This is a genomic window from Enterococcus florum (assembly GCF_004309355.1).
Lineage (GTDB): Bacteria > Bacillota > Bacilli > Lactobacillales > Enterococcaceae > Enterococcus_A > Enterococcus_A florum.
Window position 1 is genome coordinate 1 of record NZ_BJCC01000032.1, and the last position, 17,932, is coordinate 17,932.

Genomic DNA, 17,932 nt, shown 5'->3' on the forward strand with positions numbered 1-17,932 from the left:
ATAAAAGAAAAAACTGTAGACAGCATCCATAAAATGGACTTTGTCTACAGTCTGGGGCAGCTTCTAGTTGCTCTTTTCTCTTTTTTTGATATGATAAAGAGGAACTTATTAAAGGAGTGAAAATGATATGTCAAAAGTTTTAGTTTTCGGACATCAAAATCCTGATACAGATGCAATCGGTGCTGCCATTGCTTTTGCGAACCTGCAAAAGGAATTGGGAGTAGACGCAGAGGCTGTTGCATTAGGCAAGCCTAGCGAAGAAACACAATACGCGTTGGATTATTTTGGATTAACGGCACCTCGAGTGGTAGAAACGATCGCAGATGAAACGAGCGACGTGATGTTGGTCGATCACAATGAATTCCAGCAATCAGTTTCTGACATTGAAAAGTTAAATGTGTTGTGGGTAGTGGATCATCACCGTGTGGCGAATTTCCAAACGGCAGATCCATTGTACTATCGTGCTGAACCAGTCGGCTGCACCTCTACGATCGTTTTGAAGCTATATAAAGAAAACAATGTTGCTGTTCCTAAAGATATTGCTGGCATCATGCTCTCTGCGATCGTATCAGATACGCTGCTATTTAAATCACCAACGTGCACTGACGAGGATGTGGCGGCAGGTAAGGAATTAGCAGAAATTGCTGCAGTAGATTTAGATGCTTATGGATTGGATATGCTGAAGGCTGGCACGAATCTAGCTGATAAAACAGAAGCAGAATTATTGGATTTGGATGCTAAAAGCTTCCCAATGGGTGATAAAACGGTCCGTGTGGCTCAGGTAAACACGGTGGACATCGCTGAAGTATTTGCACGACAAGAGGCATTGAAGGCAGCCATGATCGCTGAAAACGCAGAAAAAGGCTATGACCTTTTCTTACTTTTAGTAACCAACATTTTGGACTCTGATTCTGAGCTGCTGATTGCTGGCGAACCACGGGAAAAAGTGATTGACGCCTTCAATATCCAATTGACAGATGACCGTGCTTCATTGCCAGGGGTCGTTTCACGGAAAAAGCAAGTCGTTCCTCAATTGACAGCTGCTTTTGAAGGGTAATATTCTGAGGATTTTCATACGTGAAAGTCCTCTTTTTTTTTGCTTTTTAAGTGATTAGGCTTATACTAGATTGGGGGTCATCATGAAGATTATAACTACTGATAAAAAATTAATTAAAGCGCTGAAAGAACCTCTTGTTCTTGCCCTACTGGACTATTTTGAGGCATTAGAAACACCAGTGATATTAAGAGAACTTCGACAAAACTTTTCTGATTATCCACATTTGGATAAAAACATCGATCTTTTAGTAGATACAGGAGTTTTGCAACGGCAGGATCGCAGATATCAACTGAGGCTACCGGTGCTAAGCGACTTTCCGTCTTCAGGTAATACAGATGCTCTTTTAAAAATCATTTCAAAAAAAGAGCTGGTTTGGTTTGTTGAAGCTTTCTGGCAGGAACTGCCAAGCCAAACGATAGCTCTATCCTTTCCGTTAGCGAAACAAACGGTATTGGAAAATGATCATTGTCGATTCGTCACAGTCAATGCACAAGACATTCAAAGCGTGACTTTGCCAAACTATTTTCATTTTTCACAAGAAATGCGTCCTGAGCGCTTTAAAGAATTGGAGTATGTGATCGGTGACGTAGATCCAGGGTTTTACCTTAATCAGATAGAACTGATTTTTGAACGCCTTCAGGCAGGACAAGCACCAAAAAAAGACTCCATCTTCCTAAAAAGTTTGTGGATGACACAAGCAATTACGGAAGACCAGCCGCCTGCTATTCTGCTACCAGTTTTTGATTCTCTGGAAATTTCGACAGATAAGCAGCGAACAATTGAAGAACTGCTTGATAAAATGGAGGCTTCTGAACGATACTTTGCTGTTCACCAAGTGGTCCAACAGCTGCTTGTCTCAAAAAAAGCTTTTTCATATTTAATCAATAAGAAGGAATAGTCATGAGAAAAATAGGTATAGGGATCAGTCTTTTGCTCTGTTTAGCGATAGCAGCATTTGGAATCTACTACCGCCAAATTCGTTTTGTCAGACCCAGTCCACTGGTCAAACAGGACGGGATCGCTTATCAAAATACGCCAACCGTCTTTATTCATGGGTATCAAGGAAACTCCTTTTCTTTTGGACCGTTGCTGAGAAGTTTGGAAAATGAAGGGGTGGCCAAAAAAGAAATGGTGATCACGGTCGAAGCAGATGGGCACCTTCAAGTGGATGGCACACTGGATCACCGAAAGGAAAATCCTACGATCATGGTTCTGTTTAGCCAGGATGTCCCTGATGAGATTCAACAAAGTCAATGGGTCAATCGTGTGATGAGTTATTTGTATGATCAAGGGATTCGACAGGTCAATTTGGTTTCACACTCAATGGGCGGAGTGTCCTCTCTGCGTTACCTGTTGGAAGATGCTGGCAAAAATCAGCCGATGGTCAAAAAACTGGTGACGATCGCTGCGCCTTTTAATGATTTAGAAATTGCTGAGGATACGGAGGAAATCTTTGCCTATGAGCTGCATGAAGCTGGTCCAAGTGGTGAAACACCTATTTACCAATACTTTGATCAGGCAATGGAAAAACTGCCTGCCCACTTGGAGGTTTTGAATGTTGCTGGAGATTTAAAAGACGGCACGGAAAGCGATGGGTCCGTTTCGACGCACAGTGCGTTTTCTTTGCGTTTTTTGTTAGAATCGCACACAGACAAGTATCAAGAGCTCTTAGTAAATGGCCGTGCTGGCGGACATTCGCGCATCACAAGGAGCCAACAACTAAAAAAAGCGTTGATCCATTTTTTATGGAAATGAAAAAAGTAGCCACTCGGCTGTTGAAGAGTTCAACAACGGAGGGCTACTTTTTTTGGCGCTTGCGAATACGCTTGGTCCAAAAGCCGCCTGATATATATTTTGGTTCATAGGAGATAATAAACGCTCTTGACTCGATTTCTTTGATTAGACGATACAATGTTCTTTCGCCATTTCTAGGAGAGAGGATCTCCAGTACCATACGTTCGCCTTCTAAGCCTTCTGCATAGGATTGGGTAACACCGTAGCCGTTCTCTCGCAAAATCTTAGGCAAACTCATTTCTTGATCGGTATTCGTCGGCAGGATCACGCTGACCATGATATAGCCTAATGCCAGCTTATCTTCGATTTTTATGCCAACACTGATCCCGATCGCATACCCTAAAGCATATACAAACAGGTTGATTGGATTGTCTAAGCGATCAAGGACCATTGACAATCCAAGAATGTAAACAGTAATCTCCACCATACTTAAGAGCGGAGCCAGAACACGGTATCCCTTCATCGTCAACATAAAGCGAATCGTATTCATTGCAACATAGGCAAAATTGATGAAGAAAATCATGGCGAGCATTCGTAAATCAATCAATTCTATCCCTCCTCACACCCAGCCTATAGATTTTTTACGAAAAAGGCAAATAGAAGAAATAGAAAAAAGTAATTATCAAAGTAAAATAACGTCTGTTAGAATTGATATTTCATCGAAAAAATCTATTTCGAGAAATATTATGAGAAAAATAGCATATGTTATCTTTTATTAAGAAAATGATTTCTCAACGCATTATAATAATACTCATGAATTTTTTTTATGATTTTTTTGCATTTATTCAATGTTTTAGGTGACTAAACATGTTTTTATATGTTATTCTAAAAATGTAAAGGAAATCTAAAATTAATATTTCGTTAATTTCATGAAAGTTAAAATGAATTTTCATTTCATAAAGAAAAGGGGGAGTTGAAAATAGAAAGAGGAATAAAAAAACAGTTAGAGAATGTGAAAAAAATGGAGAAAAGTTTTCTAACTGGCGAGAATTTTCATTTGCAGCACCTGTTGGGCGCACATCTGCTAGAGGAAGGGCGATTCGTTTTTCGTGTATGGGCACCAAATGCACAAGCAGTATTTTTGGTAGGAGATTTTAATGATTGGAAAGACACTTTGCCGATGGAGAAGGATTCGCACACTGGGATTTGGACGATCGAAACGACAGAGGCAAAGGTAGGGGATCTTTACAAATATAAGATAAGACAAGCTAGTGGTAGGGAAATCATGAAAATCGATCCTTTTGCGATACGGTTTGAACAGCGTCCAGGAGACGCGGCGGAATTGTACATGATTCCTGAAAAAAAATGGAAAGATGGACTTTGGCGCGGACGTATGAAACGAACCAACCAGTTTCGCCGTCCCATGAACATCTACGAAGTTCATCCAAGCTCATGGAAACACCATGAGGACGGAACGCCTTATCATTTTTCAGAATTGACAGAAGAGCTGGTCCCTTATTTAGCTGACATGGGCTATACCCATGTCGAATTTATGCCTTTGACGGAACATCCGTTAGGAAGGTCTTGGGGGTATCAATCTATTGGGTATTTTGCCTTGAGTTCTTATTATGGGACACCAGAAGATTTTCAAGCTTTCGTTGAAGCTTGTCATCTAAACAATATTGGCGTGTTGATGGACTGGGTTCCTGGTCATTTTTGCATCAATGATGACACACTCCCCTATTACGATGGCACGCCGCAATTTGAATACAGCGACCCAGATCGAGCGAATAATCGCCGTTGGGGTTCAATCAATTTTGATCTTGGCAAGCCGCAGGTCCAAAGCTTCTTGATTTCCAGCGCTATGTTTTGGATTGAGATGTACCACCTTGATGGCATCAGAGTTGATGCTGTTTCAAGTATGCTTTATCGGGATTACGATGATGGACCGTGGACACCGAATCACGAAGGAGGAAATCGCAACTTTGAGGGTTACTATTTCTTACAGAAATTAAATGCGTGTATCAAATTAGCACACCCGAATGTGTTGATGATCGCTGAAGAGAGCTCTTCAGAAACTCAGATCACCGGTATGATTGAAACTGGAGCTTTAGGTTTTGATTACAAATGGAACATGGGTTGGATGAATGATGTTCTACGGTTTTACGAAATGGATCCGATTTATCGCAAGGATCATTTCAATTTGGTCACTTTCTCATTTATGTACATGATGCAGGAAAATTATTTGCTGCCGCTGTCTCATGATGAAGTAGTCCACGGTAAAAAGAGCTTGATGCACAAAATGTGGGGAGACCGTTACAAACAATTCGCTCAGTTAAGAAACCTGTATACGTTCTTCATGACCCATCCTGGGAAAAAGTTACTGTTTATGGGCAGTGAATGGGGACAGTTTTTGGAGTGGAAATTTGACGAGGGATTAGAATGGGTTGACCTAGACGATGACTTAAATAGCAAAATGCAGCAATTTACAGCCAAATTGAATGAATTTTACAAAGCGCAGCCGGCGTTATGGGAATTAGAAGATTCTTATGACACGATCGAGATCATTGATGCTGACAATACATCAGAGACTGTCTTGAGTTTTATTCGTAAAGGAAAGAAAAAGAAGGATTTTCTGATCGTCGTGTTGAACATGGCACCAGTTGAACGAAGAGATTTTCATGTAGGTGTTCCATATCCAGGAACTTATAAAGAAGTCTGGAATACGGAAATGCTGGAGCATGGGGGGACCTGGACAGAGCATAATCCAGAATGCACCAGTTTGCCAATTGCTTTTAACAACTATGGACAGCTGATCAAAACTACAGTGCCTGCATTGGGGGCCATCATTTTGAAACCAGAAAAAATCAACTTACGAAAAAGAAACTAACGATATTTTTGAAGGGGGGGTTGATGAAGGATGAATACCTTCATCAAATAAATGAAAACAGAAATATTAGCAATGATCTTAGCAGGGGGAAAAGGGTCTCGCTTAGGAAAGCTGACACAAAATATTGCCAAACCGGCGGTACCCTTTGGCGGAAGATACCGAATCATCGATTTTACACTAAGCAATTGCATCAACTCTGGGATTAACAAGGTGGGAGTTGTTACCCAGTATCAACCATTGGCTTTAAACAGCCACATTGGAAATGGGGCAAGCTGGGGCTTCGATGGCTTCGATTCTGGAGTGACAATTTTACAACCCTATTCCAGCAATGAGGGTAGCAAGTGGTTTGAAGGGACCGCGCACGCCATCTATCAAAACATTGACTATATTGATCAGATGGATCCGCAGTATGTGCTGGTTTTATCAGGTGACCATATTTATAAAATGGACTATGAGGCAATGTTGGAAGATCATAAACAAAACAATGCTTCTCTGACAGTCGCGGTGATTGAAGTACCGATGGAAGAAGCGTCACGTTTTGGGATCATGAACACTGACGAGAATGACCGAATCATTGAGTTTGAGGAAAAACCAGAGGAACCAAAGAGTAATTTGGCTTCGATGGGAATCTACATTTTCAATTGGGACCGACTGCGAGGAATGTTGTTGAATAGTTATCAAAAGGACGGCCAAATGCTGGATTTTGGAAAACATGTGATTCCAGCCTATTTAGACAGTGGTGAAAATGTCTTTGCTTACCGTTTCAACGGCTACTGGAAGGATGTTGGAACGATCGATTCTTTATGGGAAGCCAATATGGAATACATTGATCCGAACCACAGCCTGAACATTCGAGACAAAAATTGGCGAGTATCGGCAAAAAATACGGTTTCACCACCGCATTTTATTGCAACAGAAGCAGAAGTAAAGGATTCACTGATCGTAGATGGTTGTTACGTGGCTGGAAAAATCTCCCACAGCATCCTGTCTTGTGATGTCCAGGTCAAGGAGGGGGCGACGATCAGCGATAGTGTGATTATGCCAGGAGCAGTGATTGGCAAAAACGTGACAATTTCAAGAGCGATCGTTGGAGAGAATGCGATTATCGGGGATGATGCAGAAGTCATCGGTGAAGAAGAGATTGCCGTAGTCGGCTATTCAGAAGTGATAGGGGTGTCTGTTGATGAGAACGAATAAAATGTGTGCGATTTTAGGAAATGCTCATGAATCGCGTGAATTACTTCCTTTAACGGAAAAACGACCTTTGGCGACCTTGCCGTTTGATTGCAAGTATCGTTTATTGGATTTTGCATTGTCCAATGTGGTAAATGCAAATATCAAATCTGTTTATATGGTCTTCAACCAAGGCAGAACAAAATCGGTGTTTGACCACATCGGCGGTGGAAGAGAATGGCATTTGGATAGTATCGAAAGTCGCTTCTTCATTCATTTTTATCAAGATGTGCTGCAAAAGCGGGCAGACGGCGAAAATTATTATGAAGCAGCTATCGATTATTTAAAAAAATCAAAATCTGAATATACCGTTTTTATTGGCAATAAAATGATCTGCAATATTGATCTGCGAGGCGTGTTAAAAAGCCATCAAAGCAATGACAGCAAGCTGACAGTGGTCTACAAAAAAATGCCGAAGGATCAGATCGCTTATCAAGATTTGATTCTGACCATCAATGAGAATGGACAGGTGGAAGAGCAGAACCGCTTCTATGATGAGCAATCAGATACCGAATTGAAGAACTTATGTATGAATATATTCATCATGAATACGAAATGGTTAATCTATGCCTTGGAAGAAGGGCAGAAAAAAGGCGGCCCTGCTTCCATGCAGGAATTCTTGGCATTGTGTATGGAGCTGTACCCAACGACAGCATATGAATATACCGGCTTTTTGAGCAACGTATTTGATATCAAGTCCTATTACGAGGCCAACATGTCCATGCTGGAACCAAAGAAATTCAGTTCGTTGCTGTACGCGGATCGTAAAATTTTCACTAAACTAAAAAATGAGGTCGCAACCTATTATTCGGGAGATTCAGACGTAAGAAACAGTCAATTTGCGACCGGCTGTATCGTCGAGGGTGTTGTGCGGAATTCGCTCTTTTCCCGCAATGCTCACGTAGAAAAGCAAGCAGAGATTCATGATTCTGTCGTGATGGCCAATGCAGTCATCAAAAAAGGCGCGATCGTCAAATATGCTATACTTGATAAAAACGTCGAGATCGAGGCCGGGGTCAAAGTAACTGGAACGCCAGAAAAGCCAATTGTGATCAAAAAAGGCCAGAAAATCAAGGAAGACATATTCGGAGGAGAGTAAGCGATGAAGGTATTATTTGCAGCAGCAGAGTGCGCGCCCTTTTTTAAAACAGGAGGATTGGGCGACGTTGCGGGTGCGCTGCCTAAGTCTCTCAAGAAAAACGGAGTCGAGGTTCGAGTCGTATTGCCGTATTTTCCTAAAATGGCTGCACAGTACAAGGACCAGATCAAAGACTTATTCCATTTTGATGTTTATGTGGGATGGCGTAAGCAGTATTGCGGCATCAAGTATTTGAAGCATCAAGGGATCGAGTATTATTTCATCGATAATCTGTATTACTTTGATCGACCAGAGTTGTATGGGTACTACGATGACGGAGAGCGGTTTGCGTTCTTCCAGATGGCATTGATCGAGATGCTGGAAAAAATCGATTATATTCCTAATTTGATACACGTCAACGATTACCATACCGCGATGGTTCCTTTCTTATTAAAGGAAAAATACAATTGGATCAATGCATTTTCTGCTATTCGTACGGTCTTTACGATTCACAATATTGAATTCCAAGGACAATATGCTTCAGAAGTTTTGGTCGATCTTTTTGGGATGGGGACCGAGCGATACGAAGATGGAACTGTTCGTTTCAATAACTGTGTCAACTTTATGAAGGCTGGCATTTTGTATGCCGATCGGATCACAACAGTCAGTCCTTCTTACGCAGAAGAGATTCGTACTGCCGAGTTTGGTGCGGGACTAGATGTGATTTTAAGGATGGAAAGCGGCAAGCTTTCTGGAATCGTCAACGGCATTGATGATGAATTATTCGACCCGGCAAAGGACCCAGCGCTTTTCAAAAATTACGACGTGAAGCATTTGGACGACAAGGTAGAGAATAAATTGCGTTTTCAAAAGGAACTGGGTTTGCCCGTCCGTAAAGATGTGCCGATGATCGGTATCGTCAGTCGATTGACCTATCAAAAGGGCTTTCATTTACTATTAGAGGAAATGGAAAATCTGATGCAGTTCGATGTCCAATTGGTTCTGTTAGGGACCGGGGATCCTCGTTTTGAGGCAGAATTCCGTTCTTTTGGAGAAAGATATAGTGCGAAGGCCAGCATTCATTTGACCTTTGACTTGTTATTCGCACAGAAAATTTATGGATCCGCTGATCTATTCCTAATGCCGTCTGCTTTTGAGCCATGTGGTCTATCGCAAATGATTGCTATGCGTTACGGTACCTTGCCGATCGTTCATGAAATCGGCGGGTTGAGAGATACCGTGACCCCATACAATCCGCTTACACACGCAGGAACCGGCTTTGGCTTTGTTGATTTCCAATCCTTCCATTTGATGAATGCGATCAAGCAAGCGATTGAAGTTTATCAAAATCAGCCAAAGATTTGGCAAGCGCTAATGGAGCGTGCGATGCAGCAGGATTTTTCATGGGAGCAATCCAGTCAGCAATATCTTGAGTTGTATCGTCAAATCGTATAAAAACAATCAGAATCCAGAAGCTATTTTGGATTCTGATTTTTTGCCAAAGAAAAGGGGAGAGAGTTACTTGGATAAGATTGAATTTAAACAAACGTTTATTGAGCGATTGGCTGAGCTTTATGCAATGGAGGTGTCGGATGCGACACCGATCGAATTGTATCAGACCCTAGGATCAATCGTTTCAACGACCTACACAAAACAATGGAGCAAAAGCTGGCAGGACTATCGAGATACAAAACAGAAACAAGTTTATTATTTTTCGATAGAATTCCTGCCTGGAAAAATGCTCAAAAGCAACCTATTGAATATGGGCTGGTTGGAGATCGTGGAAGAAGCCTTGAGTGAATTAGGTATTAAGTTGGATGACTTAATCGAGATCGAACCCGACATGGCCCTAGGCAATGGTGGATTGGGCCGACTGGCTTCTTGCTTCATGGACTCTATTGCTTCTCAGTCGCTGCCGGGCAACGGAAATGGCATTCGCTATCGCTATGGACTGTTCAAGCAACGTTTTGTTGACGGCCATCAGGTAGAATTACCTGATGAATGGCTGCCAAAGGGGAACATTTGGGAGGTTCGCAAAGACAGCAAAGCGGTGGATGTTCATTTTGGAGGCAGTGTGCATCTGGAAGAACACCACGGTAGATTAAAGCCGGTGTATCATGGCGGTTATACTGTGCGCGCTGTCCCGTATGATACCGGCATGGTAGGCTATAAAAACGGCACTGTGAACACGATGCGTTTATGGGATGTTGCAATTCCAGCAGAGGAGGAAGAACATTACCGAAGCATTGAGGACCGACGAATGGTGGAAGAATTGACATCGGTTCTCTATCCAGATGATTCCAATGAAGCTGGGAGAAAATTGCGGCTTTCACAAGAGTATTTTTTCGTGTCAGCGGGGGTACAAAGTATTCTTCGTTATTACAAAAATCTGCATCTTCCATTGGAACAGATCAGCCGTTATATTGCGATCCACATCAATGATACTCATCCTGCGATGTGTATCGCTGAGTTCATGCGTTTATTGGTCGATCAGGAAAATCTTAAATGGGAAAAAGCGTGGCGATTGACATTGCAAGTCATGAGCTATACCAACCATACGATCATGGCAGAAGCATTGGAAAAATGGTCTATCGAAATGATGCAAGATGTTTGTCCGCGTATTTATCAGATCATTGAGGAGATCGATCGTCGCTTTGTTGAAGAAATGTCGACCTTCCATAATCAAGGACTGATCCAGCGAACGCGCATCATTCAGGACGGTCAGATTCATATGGCCCATTTAGCGATTTTAGGTTCGCATTCTACCAATGGAGTAGCGAAGATCCACTCTGACCTGCTAAAGAATGTGATATTGAACGACTTCTATGTCTTGTATCCGTCACGTTTCAACAATAAAACAAACGGAATCGCACAACGACGCTGGTCCCAGCTGGCCAATCCAGCAATGACGAAGGTTTTAAATCAAACCATTGGTGATTCATGGCATCGAACACCCACGGATCTGCATTTGCTGATGAATTTCACGGAGGATGACGAAGTGCTGGAGCAGCTGGCTGCAGCCAAATTGGAAAATAAAAAGCGGCTGGCAGCTTATATCAAAGAGCATAAAGGAATCGAAGTTTCGCCGGAAGCAATCTTTGATGTCCAGATCAAACGATTGCATGCTTATAAACGGCAATTGATGAATCTGATGCACATTTTGAAGCTGTACTTTGAACTAAAAAACGATCCAAAACGAGATATTCATCCGAGAGTTTTTATTTTCGGTGCCAAAGCAGCTCCAAGCTATCACTACGCAAAGGCGATTATTAAAGCTATCAATGAAACTGCCAATTTAATCAATCACGATCCGGATATTCAAGACAAAATAAAGGTTGTCTTTTTGGAAAACTACAATGTCAGTTTGGCCGAAAAAATTATTCCCGCGGCTGAAGTTAGCGAGCAAATTTCGCTAGCCACAAAAGAGGCTTCTGGCACTTCCAATATGAAATTGATGCTGAATGGTGCGCTCACCATAGCTACACTTGATGGGGCAAATATCGAGATTCGCGAAGCGGTAGGAGAAGAAAATATCGTCACTTTCGGTCTTACCGAAAAAGAGGTCTATCGTTATTACCAAGAACAAAATTATCGTTCGCTCGAGTGGTATCATAACGATCCGGTGATCCAACGGATTTTAAATGCGTTTATTGACGGCACGATTCCTAATATTGTTAATGAAGGCAAACAAATTTTTGATTCCTTGATCCAATACCATGACGAATTTTTCGTACTGAGGGATTTTGCGGATTACTGTAGAGCACAAGAAATAATCAATCAGCTTTATCAGGATAGTCGACGCTGGAACCAAATCAGTTTGATTAATATTGCCAATGCCGGTATTTTTTCTGCCGACAACACAGTAGAACGCTATGCGGAAGACATTTGGCAGATCCGTCCAAATCCTTCTTCACAGCTTGGAGGAGCTGCTCAACATGATTGTTATCCATTATAATTCCTGGTCCGAAAGGTTCAAACAACCTTTCGGTGCCATTCAGGTTGGGGCGTTGATTGATTTTTGGATCCATGTTTCGGAGGCAGCAGAAGTCTCTCTAATTATGCAAAAAGAGGCTGTTCCTCACAAAGAGATTTTGCCAATGAGGAGACTTACAAAGGAGCGCTATCATTGCCAATGGAAACCAGAACAGGGCAGCGGCCTATACTTCTATTATTTCCAAGTCGACTGTCCAGGCCAAGCACCGATTTTTTACGGTGCTGATCAAGGGGGAGAAGGCGTTTGTTGCCAGTCGGAAGATCAAACCCCTCTTTATCAACTGACTTGTTTTGACCAATCGGAGCCGGTGTTGGATTGGTATCGTAATGGTGTGGTCTATCAAATTTTTCCAGATCGTTTCTTCAATGGGAACCCGGATCGTCTGATCAATGCACCTAAGGAAAATTCATTCATTTATGGCAGAGAAACGGATGACCCAATGTACATTCGAGACAAAGAAAACAACGTTGTCCGCTGGGACTTTTTTGGGGGAAATTTAGCAGGTATCACTCAAAAGATCCCTTATCTCAAAGAACTGGGAATAACAGCACTCTATTTAAATCCGATTTTTGAAGCCTGCAGCAATCATCGCTACGATACGAATGATTATTTTAAAATCGATCCGATTTTAGGTACGGAAGAAGAGTTTAAGAAAATGGTCGATGCCTTGCATGAATCGGGGATCTCGGTGATCTTGGATGGGGTTTTTTCTCACGTCGGCAGAAACAGCCGCTATTTTAATCAAGCAGGGATCTACGGCGAGAAAACTGGGGCAGCACGTGACCCGGAAAGTCCCTATTTTCCTTGGTTTACTTTTACTGACTATCCAAGTCAGTACAAATCCTGGTGGGGTGTAGCAGACTTGCCTGAGATCAACAAAGAAGAGCCTTGTTTCCAGGAGTTTATCTATGGTGAAGAAAACAGTGTGCTAAAAAAATGGACTGATCTGGGTGTTGATGGCTGGCGATTGGATGTTGCCGATGAGCTGCCGGACCCCTTTATCGAAGGGATCCGAGCTTGTCTAAATCAATATTCGGATAAATTGTTGATCGGGGAAGTCTGGGAAGACGCCTCAAACAAGATTGCTTATGAAAAAAGGCGAAGATATGTATTTGGCGATTCGCTGAATGGGGTTATGAACTATCCATTGCGTAATCAAGTGATCGACCTGTTGAAAAATCAACGTTCTTTTGAGACAATCAGTCGCGAAATCGTTCAATATCAGGAAAATTATCCGCGAGAATTTTATTACAATCAATTGAATAATATTGGGACTCATGATACCGAGCGGATCTTAAGTGTTTTCGATGGATCGAAATCGGCTGTAAATCAGGCCTGGGGCTTTCTTTTCATGATGCCAGGGATTCCTTGCATCTACTACGGGGATGAAGCGGGACTGACTGGTGGCAAGGACCCGGAAAATCGCAGGTTTTTCCCTTGGAATTCGATCGATTCAGAGTTATTTACAGATTGTCAGACTTGGATTGAACGCAGAAAGCATTCCTCTGCCATGAGAGCAGGAAATTGTTACCCTTTTTACTCAGAGGAGCAGCAGCTATTTGGACTTCTTCGCTGTGATGAAAACGAACAAGTCGTATATGTAATGAATCGTTCTGAAACAACACAGTCAATCAATTTCGATACCTTCACTGGCCCGACGCTTTCAAAGGAAGTGCGGAGAGGATTAGCAGAACTTCTGAAAAATCAGTCGATCGGAGAAAAACAGGACCTCTTTTTGACTAGCAGCAGAAGTTTGGAGGAATACTGATCGAATAAATCTTCTGCATGTTGCGCTTTTTTATGCTAAACTAAGAACAAATCGGATAAAAGGATGTTTTTTATGAACAAGCGACCTTTTCAAGGAAAAAACGGACGTTTTCCAGCTTATGATGATGAAACTGGTGTGAAATTGAATACGAACAACCGACGTGTGCTTTTTGATGGACATGACGACTTGATTACAGATTATCGACCTGATGCCAGAGATATGCTGGAAAGAGCCACGGTTAAGCATGATAAAAAGCTGCGACGCGTTCAAACAGATGAAGGAACCAGATCGGCTCTGGAGCGTCAAAAGAATACGCTGCCTGATTATGGACCAAGGACAAGTGAGCAGAAAACCACTCGTTCTTTATTTGAAGAAAAAAAGCCAAAAGTTGAAAGCTCTCAAATGACTATTAAACGCCATGATCGCAATGCAACACCGTTCTCACCAACGTATGTACCAGAATCTTTGATCCCTGATGAGTCAGATGATCGAATTTCAATGAACGAGCTTTATCAAAGCATGAAAAAAAATCGGAGCAGCTATCTTCGTTTCGGCTCTGAACGAGACCATTATCAGCAGCCCACGATCCAAAAACGATCTGAACAGCGCCAAAAACCTTCGAATCAGCGCTTGGACCGATCCTTGCAAGGCATTATGAACGATGATACGAATGTACTAGAAAACAGCAAATATTTCCATGACTAATCATAATAGGATGATACGGTGTATCGTCCTATTCGTTTGAGGTGAACAAGATGAACAATCCATATGAAGAAAAAATCCAGCAGTTGAGAAACGGGGACATTTCAGAATTTACAGTGACCCGCGACGATTTCTTCTTATTTCGCGAGGTTTGGTTGAAACAAGAAGACCGAAAATGTTTTAGAGGAATCGCAGGACATGATGGCGTGATCGTTTATGTCTACGATACAAATATGGTTTAGTCGGTTGACTTTTTCCTTTTTTCTCGCTATGATAAAAAAGGTTTTGCAGAAGTGATGGAACGGCAGACATGCAAGATTGAGGGTCTTGTGGGAGCAATCCCGTGTGGGTTCAAATCCCATCTTCTGCATCGAATCAACAAAGCGAGTGAAGCAGCATACGCTGTTTGTTCACTCGCTTTTTTTTGTAGTAAGAACTAATAAATTGGGTTTGTCTTAAATCATTGACTTTTTTGTTTTGCAAGTTGCTCTCCTTTATACCATGCTTTAAAATGAAGGTAATGTGAATTCGCATATTTAGGGGTGAATCAATGGAATCAATTGGCCGTGTACTGAAAGAGTTTAGAAAAGAACACCGGATGACACAAAAGGATTTGTCACAAGATATTTGTTCCCAAAGTGTTTTAAGCCGAATTGAAAATGATGAAGAAATACCGAATATTATCGTGATGCAACAGCTCTGTCAACGACTTGGAATCACCATAGATCAATTGATGGTGGATTTTTTACCAGAAGAGTTGCTGCTGCGGAAATATTTTCACAAAATGTATCAATTGTTGAGAGCGGAAAGGTACTCGGAAATCGACGAGACCTTGGAATATCTCGATGAGCAGGAGTTTGTTTTCTTGGATAAGGATCGTCAGCAGTTTTATTTTTTCCGGGCAGTATGCTGCTACTACTTAGAGTGCGATCCTGAGTCGGCGTTGAAGCTGCTGCGCAAAGGACTGGAATTAAGTATTTCAAAAAAATATCATGGCTATTTCGATAATAAATTGTTACTGCTGGGCTTTGCAGCAAAAATGAATGAGGTTTTGCATAATAGAAATGAAGCTGAGCGCTTTTATTGTCAGGGCGTCGATTTGTTTCGGACCATGATGTCCGGGTATTCCGAAAAAATCGAATTGAGCCAGGTTTTTTTGAACTATGCGTCCTTTCTAAAGAAGGAACAACAGTATGAACGTGCCGAACACATTCTAGATCTAGGGTTGAGATGGAATCAGCATCAGCAAAGCTATTATAAGTTTTCAGAAATGCTTGCATTAAAGATTTTCTTGTTGCAGCAGCAGGGGAAAATAGAAAAAGTGGCGAAATTTCAGGAACTATTAGAAGCGAGTAAAAAAATCCAACAATTTAATTTGAATGGTCTACACCATTCTTGACAATCGATTCAATCAGGAGTAATTTTAAAGTATCAAATAAGAAGGAGAGCTTCTAATGAAAACATTTATTTATGCAGATAAGTTCTTTTTTACCTCTGGTGCTAAAGGTGCTGGTTATTTAGAAATTACAGATGGTGTGTTTGGCGAATACTCCGAATCTCTACCTGATAAAGAAGCTGAAGTGATCGATCAAACAGGCAAATGGATCGCTCCAGGATTAGTGGATACGCACATTCACGGATTTATGAATCATGATGTCATGGACAACGATGCAGAGGGCTTGAAGGTCATGTCTGAAGGGCTGCTCTCTTGTGGCGTCACAAGTTTTTTACCTACTACACTTACGTCTACTAAAGATCGATTGAGAGATGTAGCGGAAACGATCGGCAAAATGTATCACGAGGCGCCAGGAGCAAAAATACAAGGAATCTACTTTGAAGGTCCTTTCTTTACTGAAGAACATAAAGGGGCTCAAAACCCAAGTTACTTCGGGGATCCTGATCTGGATACTTTCCATGAGTGGCAAGAGGCTTCGGGCGGTTTGATCAAAAAAATTGCTTTAGCACCTGAACGTCAAGGCGTCAAGGAATTCGTCAAGGAAGTGACGGATGAAGGTGTCGTAGTTGCCTTGGGACATTCAAATGCGACATTGGAAGAGGCTCAAACCGCTGTAGAGGCTGGTGCAAGTGTTTTCGTTCATGCCTACAACGGAATGCGCGGCTTGAATCATCGGGAACCTGGAATGGTAGGGGCTTTGATGTCCTTACAGCATGTATTCTCCGAGCTGATTTGCGATGGCCATCATGTTCATCCGCAGGCTGCAGAAATCTTAATGGACAAAGTTGGGCATGATCACGTGGCTTTGATCACGGATTGTATGATGGCTGGTGGAATGCCAGACGGAAATTACAATCTAGGGGAATTTCCAGTAGTTGTGAAAGACGGAACAGCTCGTCTGGAAACTGGCAATCTAGCAGGAAGTATTTTAAAACTAAAAGAGGCCATAAAGAATGTTGTTGACTGGGGAATCGCTACACCAGAAGAAGCGGTGATGATGGCGACTTACGTTCCCGCAGTCAGCTGTAAAATCGAAGACCAATGCGGAATGATCGTTGAAGGACGTGCAGCGGACTTCATCGTATTAGACCCAGCCATGAATCTTGAAGCAACCTACCTTGATGGGGTCCAACGATACCAAGCTTAACTTAAAATGTTGAGGCTGTGACAGTGATGTCACAACCTCTTTTTATTTGGTCTGACTATTTTTCTAAAAACAATTCCTGCGGTTCTCGAGAAAAATCAAAAGAAGTCGCTACTTGAAGTTTTTGAATATGGTAAACTGGAGAAAATAAGGAGGGAAAAAAGTGGCTTATATCGAGGTTATCAATGAGACCAAAACATATAAGATGGGGGAAACACTGATCCATGCAAATGACAAACTCAACTTCTCGATCGAAAAAGGAGAAATTGCTGTTATCTTAGGACCCAGCGGAGCTGGTAAATCGACTGTGCTGAATATTTTGGGTGGAATGGACAGCTGCGACAGCGGGCAGGTCATAGTTGATGGGGTAGATATTGCAGCTTTTGATCAGAAGCTGCTGACAACTTATCGACGCAATGATGTGGGCTTCGTCTTTCAATTTTACAATTTAGTTCCTAATTTGACGGCTAAAGAAAATGTGGAGCTGGCTTCACAAATCGTTGGAGACGCGCTGGATCCTGAAACAGTTTTGACTACTGTAGGGTTGAAGGAACGGATGAATAATTTTCCAGCACAGCTTTCGGGCGGGGAGCAGCAACGAGTGACGATCGCTCGTGCCTTAGCGAAACAACCAAAGCTATTGCTTTGCGATGAACCAACGGGCGCCTTGGACTTTGAAACAGGAAAACAAATTTTAAAGATCTTGCAGGACACTGCTCGCAAGCGTGGAACAACGGTTGTGATCATCACACATAATTCCGCGATTGCCGCAATGGCTGATCGTGTGATTCGGATCAATGATGCCAAAGTCCGCAGTCAGGAAATCAACAAGCGACCTCAATCAATTGAAGAGATTCAATGGTAGGAGGACAAAAA

The 17,932-nt window shown here is 42.1% G+C and carries 15 protein-coding genes and 1 tRNA gene; 15 read left to right on the forward strand and 1 reads right to left on the reverse strand.

Going from position 1 to position 17,932, the window contains the following annotated elements; translation table 11 throughout:
• Nucleotides 1-127 precede the first annotated feature (127 nt).
• The 3 genes from NRIC_RS16470 (at nt 128) to NRIC_RS16480 (ending at nt 2,812) form a co-directional block, all read left to right on the forward strand.
• Complete coding sequence (locus tag NRIC_RS16470; RefSeq protein WP_146623811.1) at nt 128-1,057, forward strand: manganese-dependent inorganic pyrophosphatase; 930 nt, start codon at nt 128-130, stop codon at nt 1,055-1,057.
• An 82-nt stretch (nt 1,058-1,139) separates the two neighbouring features.
• Entirely contained in the window at nt 1,140-1,955 is an 816-nt protein-coding gene (locus NRIC_RS16475; RefSeq protein WP_146623812.1) for a DUF1803 domain-containing protein, read from the forward strand.
• A 2-nt stretch (nt 1,956-1,957) separates the two neighbouring features.
• Nucleotides 1,958-2,812 carry an alpha/beta hydrolase gene (locus NRIC_RS16480; protein WP_146623813.1) on the forward strand — a complete coding sequence of 285 codons (855 nt, stop codon included), beginning with the start codon at nt 1,958-1,960 and terminating at the stop codon, nt 2,810-2,812.
• A gap of 43 nt (nt 2,813-2,855) precedes the next feature.
• Here NRIC_RS16480 and NRIC_RS16485 read toward each other — a convergent pair whose 3' ends face one another.
• Nucleotides 2,856-3,398 carry a DUF2179 domain-containing protein gene (locus NRIC_RS16485; protein WP_146623814.1) on the reverse strand — a complete coding sequence of 181 codons (543 nt, stop codon included), beginning with the start codon at nt 3,396-3,398 and terminating at the stop codon, nt 2,856-2,858.
• A gap of 372 nt (nt 3,399-3,770) precedes the next feature.
• On the opposite strand from NRIC_RS16485, the gene glgB reads away from it, so the two are divergent.
• The 12 genes from glgB (at nt 3,771) to NRIC_RS16540 (ending at nt 17,921) form a co-directional block, all read left to right on the forward strand.
• Nucleotides 3,771-5,681 carry a 1,4-alpha-glucan branching protein GlgB gene (gene glgB / locus NRIC_RS16490; RefSeq protein ID WP_265416120.1) on the forward strand — a complete coding sequence of 637 codons (1,911 nt, stop codon included), beginning with the start codon at nt 3,771-3,773 and terminating at the stop codon, nt 5,679-5,681.
• A gap of 51 nt (nt 5,682-5,732) precedes the next feature.
• Nucleotides 5,733-6,878: a glucose-1-phosphate adenylyltransferase gene (locus NRIC_RS16495; RefSeq protein ID WP_146623816.1), complete on the forward strand. Its 1,146-nt coding sequence runs from the start codon at nt 5,733-5,735 to the stop codon at nt 6,876-6,878.
• Nucleotides 6,865-8,013 (forward strand): glucose-1-phosphate adenylyltransferase subunit GlgD, encoded by a 1,149-nt coding sequence (gene glgD / locus NRIC_RS16500; protein WP_146623817.1) that lies wholly within the window; start codon nt 6,865-6,867, stop codon nt 8,011-8,013. The genes NRIC_RS16495 and glgD overlap by 14 nt, the downstream gene beginning before the upstream one ends.
• Before the next feature lie 3 nt (nt 8,014-8,016).
• Nucleotides 8,017-9,447, forward strand: a complete 1,431-nt coding sequence (glgA, locus tag NRIC_RS16505) for a glycogen synthase GlgA (protein ID WP_146623818.1) — start codon at nt 8,017-8,019, stop codon at nt 9,445-9,447.
• A 67-nt stretch (nt 9,448-9,514) separates the two neighbouring features.
• Nucleotides 9,515-11,947, forward strand: a complete 2,433-nt coding sequence (locus NRIC_RS16510) for a glycogen/starch/alpha-glucan phosphorylase (RefSeq protein ID WP_146623819.1) — start codon at nt 9,515-9,517, stop codon at nt 11,945-11,947.
• Nucleotides 11,928-13,754: a glycoside hydrolase family 13 protein gene (locus NRIC_RS16515; protein ID WP_146623820.1), complete on the forward strand. Its 1,827-nt coding sequence runs from the start codon at nt 11,928-11,930 to the stop codon at nt 13,752-13,754. Before NRIC_RS16510 ends, NRIC_RS16515 begins: the two co-directional genes overlap by 20 nt.
• A gap of 72 nt (nt 13,755-13,826) precedes the next feature.
• Nucleotides 13,827-14,459 (forward strand): hypothetical protein, encoded by a 633-nt coding sequence (locus NRIC_RS16520; protein ID WP_146623821.1) that lies wholly within the window; start codon nt 13,827-13,829, stop codon nt 14,457-14,459.
• Nucleotides 14,460-14,509: 50 nt separating this feature from the next.
• Nucleotides 14,510-14,698, forward strand: coding sequence for a protein YkzS (gene ykzS, locus NRIC_RS16525; protein ID WP_146623822.1), 189 nt, complete (start codon nt 14,510-14,512; stop codon nt 14,696-14,698).
• A 45-nt stretch (nt 14,699-14,743) separates the two neighbouring features.
• Nucleotides 14,744-14,826: transfer RNA gene (locus NRIC_RS19140), tRNA-Leu, on the forward strand.
• 180 nt (nt 14,827-15,006) lie between these two features.
• Entirely contained in the window at nt 15,007-15,855 is an 849-nt protein-coding gene (locus NRIC_RS16530; protein WP_146623823.1) for a helix-turn-helix domain-containing protein, read from the forward strand.
• A gap of 55 nt (nt 15,856-15,910) precedes the next feature.
• Nucleotides 15,911-17,059 (forward strand): N-acetylglucosamine-6-phosphate deacetylase, encoded by a 1,149-nt coding sequence (gene nagA, locus NRIC_RS16535; protein WP_146623824.1) that lies wholly within the window; start codon nt 15,911-15,913, stop codon nt 17,057-17,059.
• Between the two features lie 160 nt (nt 17,060-17,219).
• Nucleotides 17,220-17,921 carry an ABC transporter ATP-binding protein gene (locus NRIC_RS16540; protein ID WP_146623825.1) on the forward strand — a complete coding sequence of 234 codons (702 nt, stop codon included), beginning with the start codon at nt 17,220-17,222 and terminating at the stop codon, nt 17,919-17,921.
• The last annotated feature ends 11 nt before the right edge of the window (nt 17,922-17,932 follow it).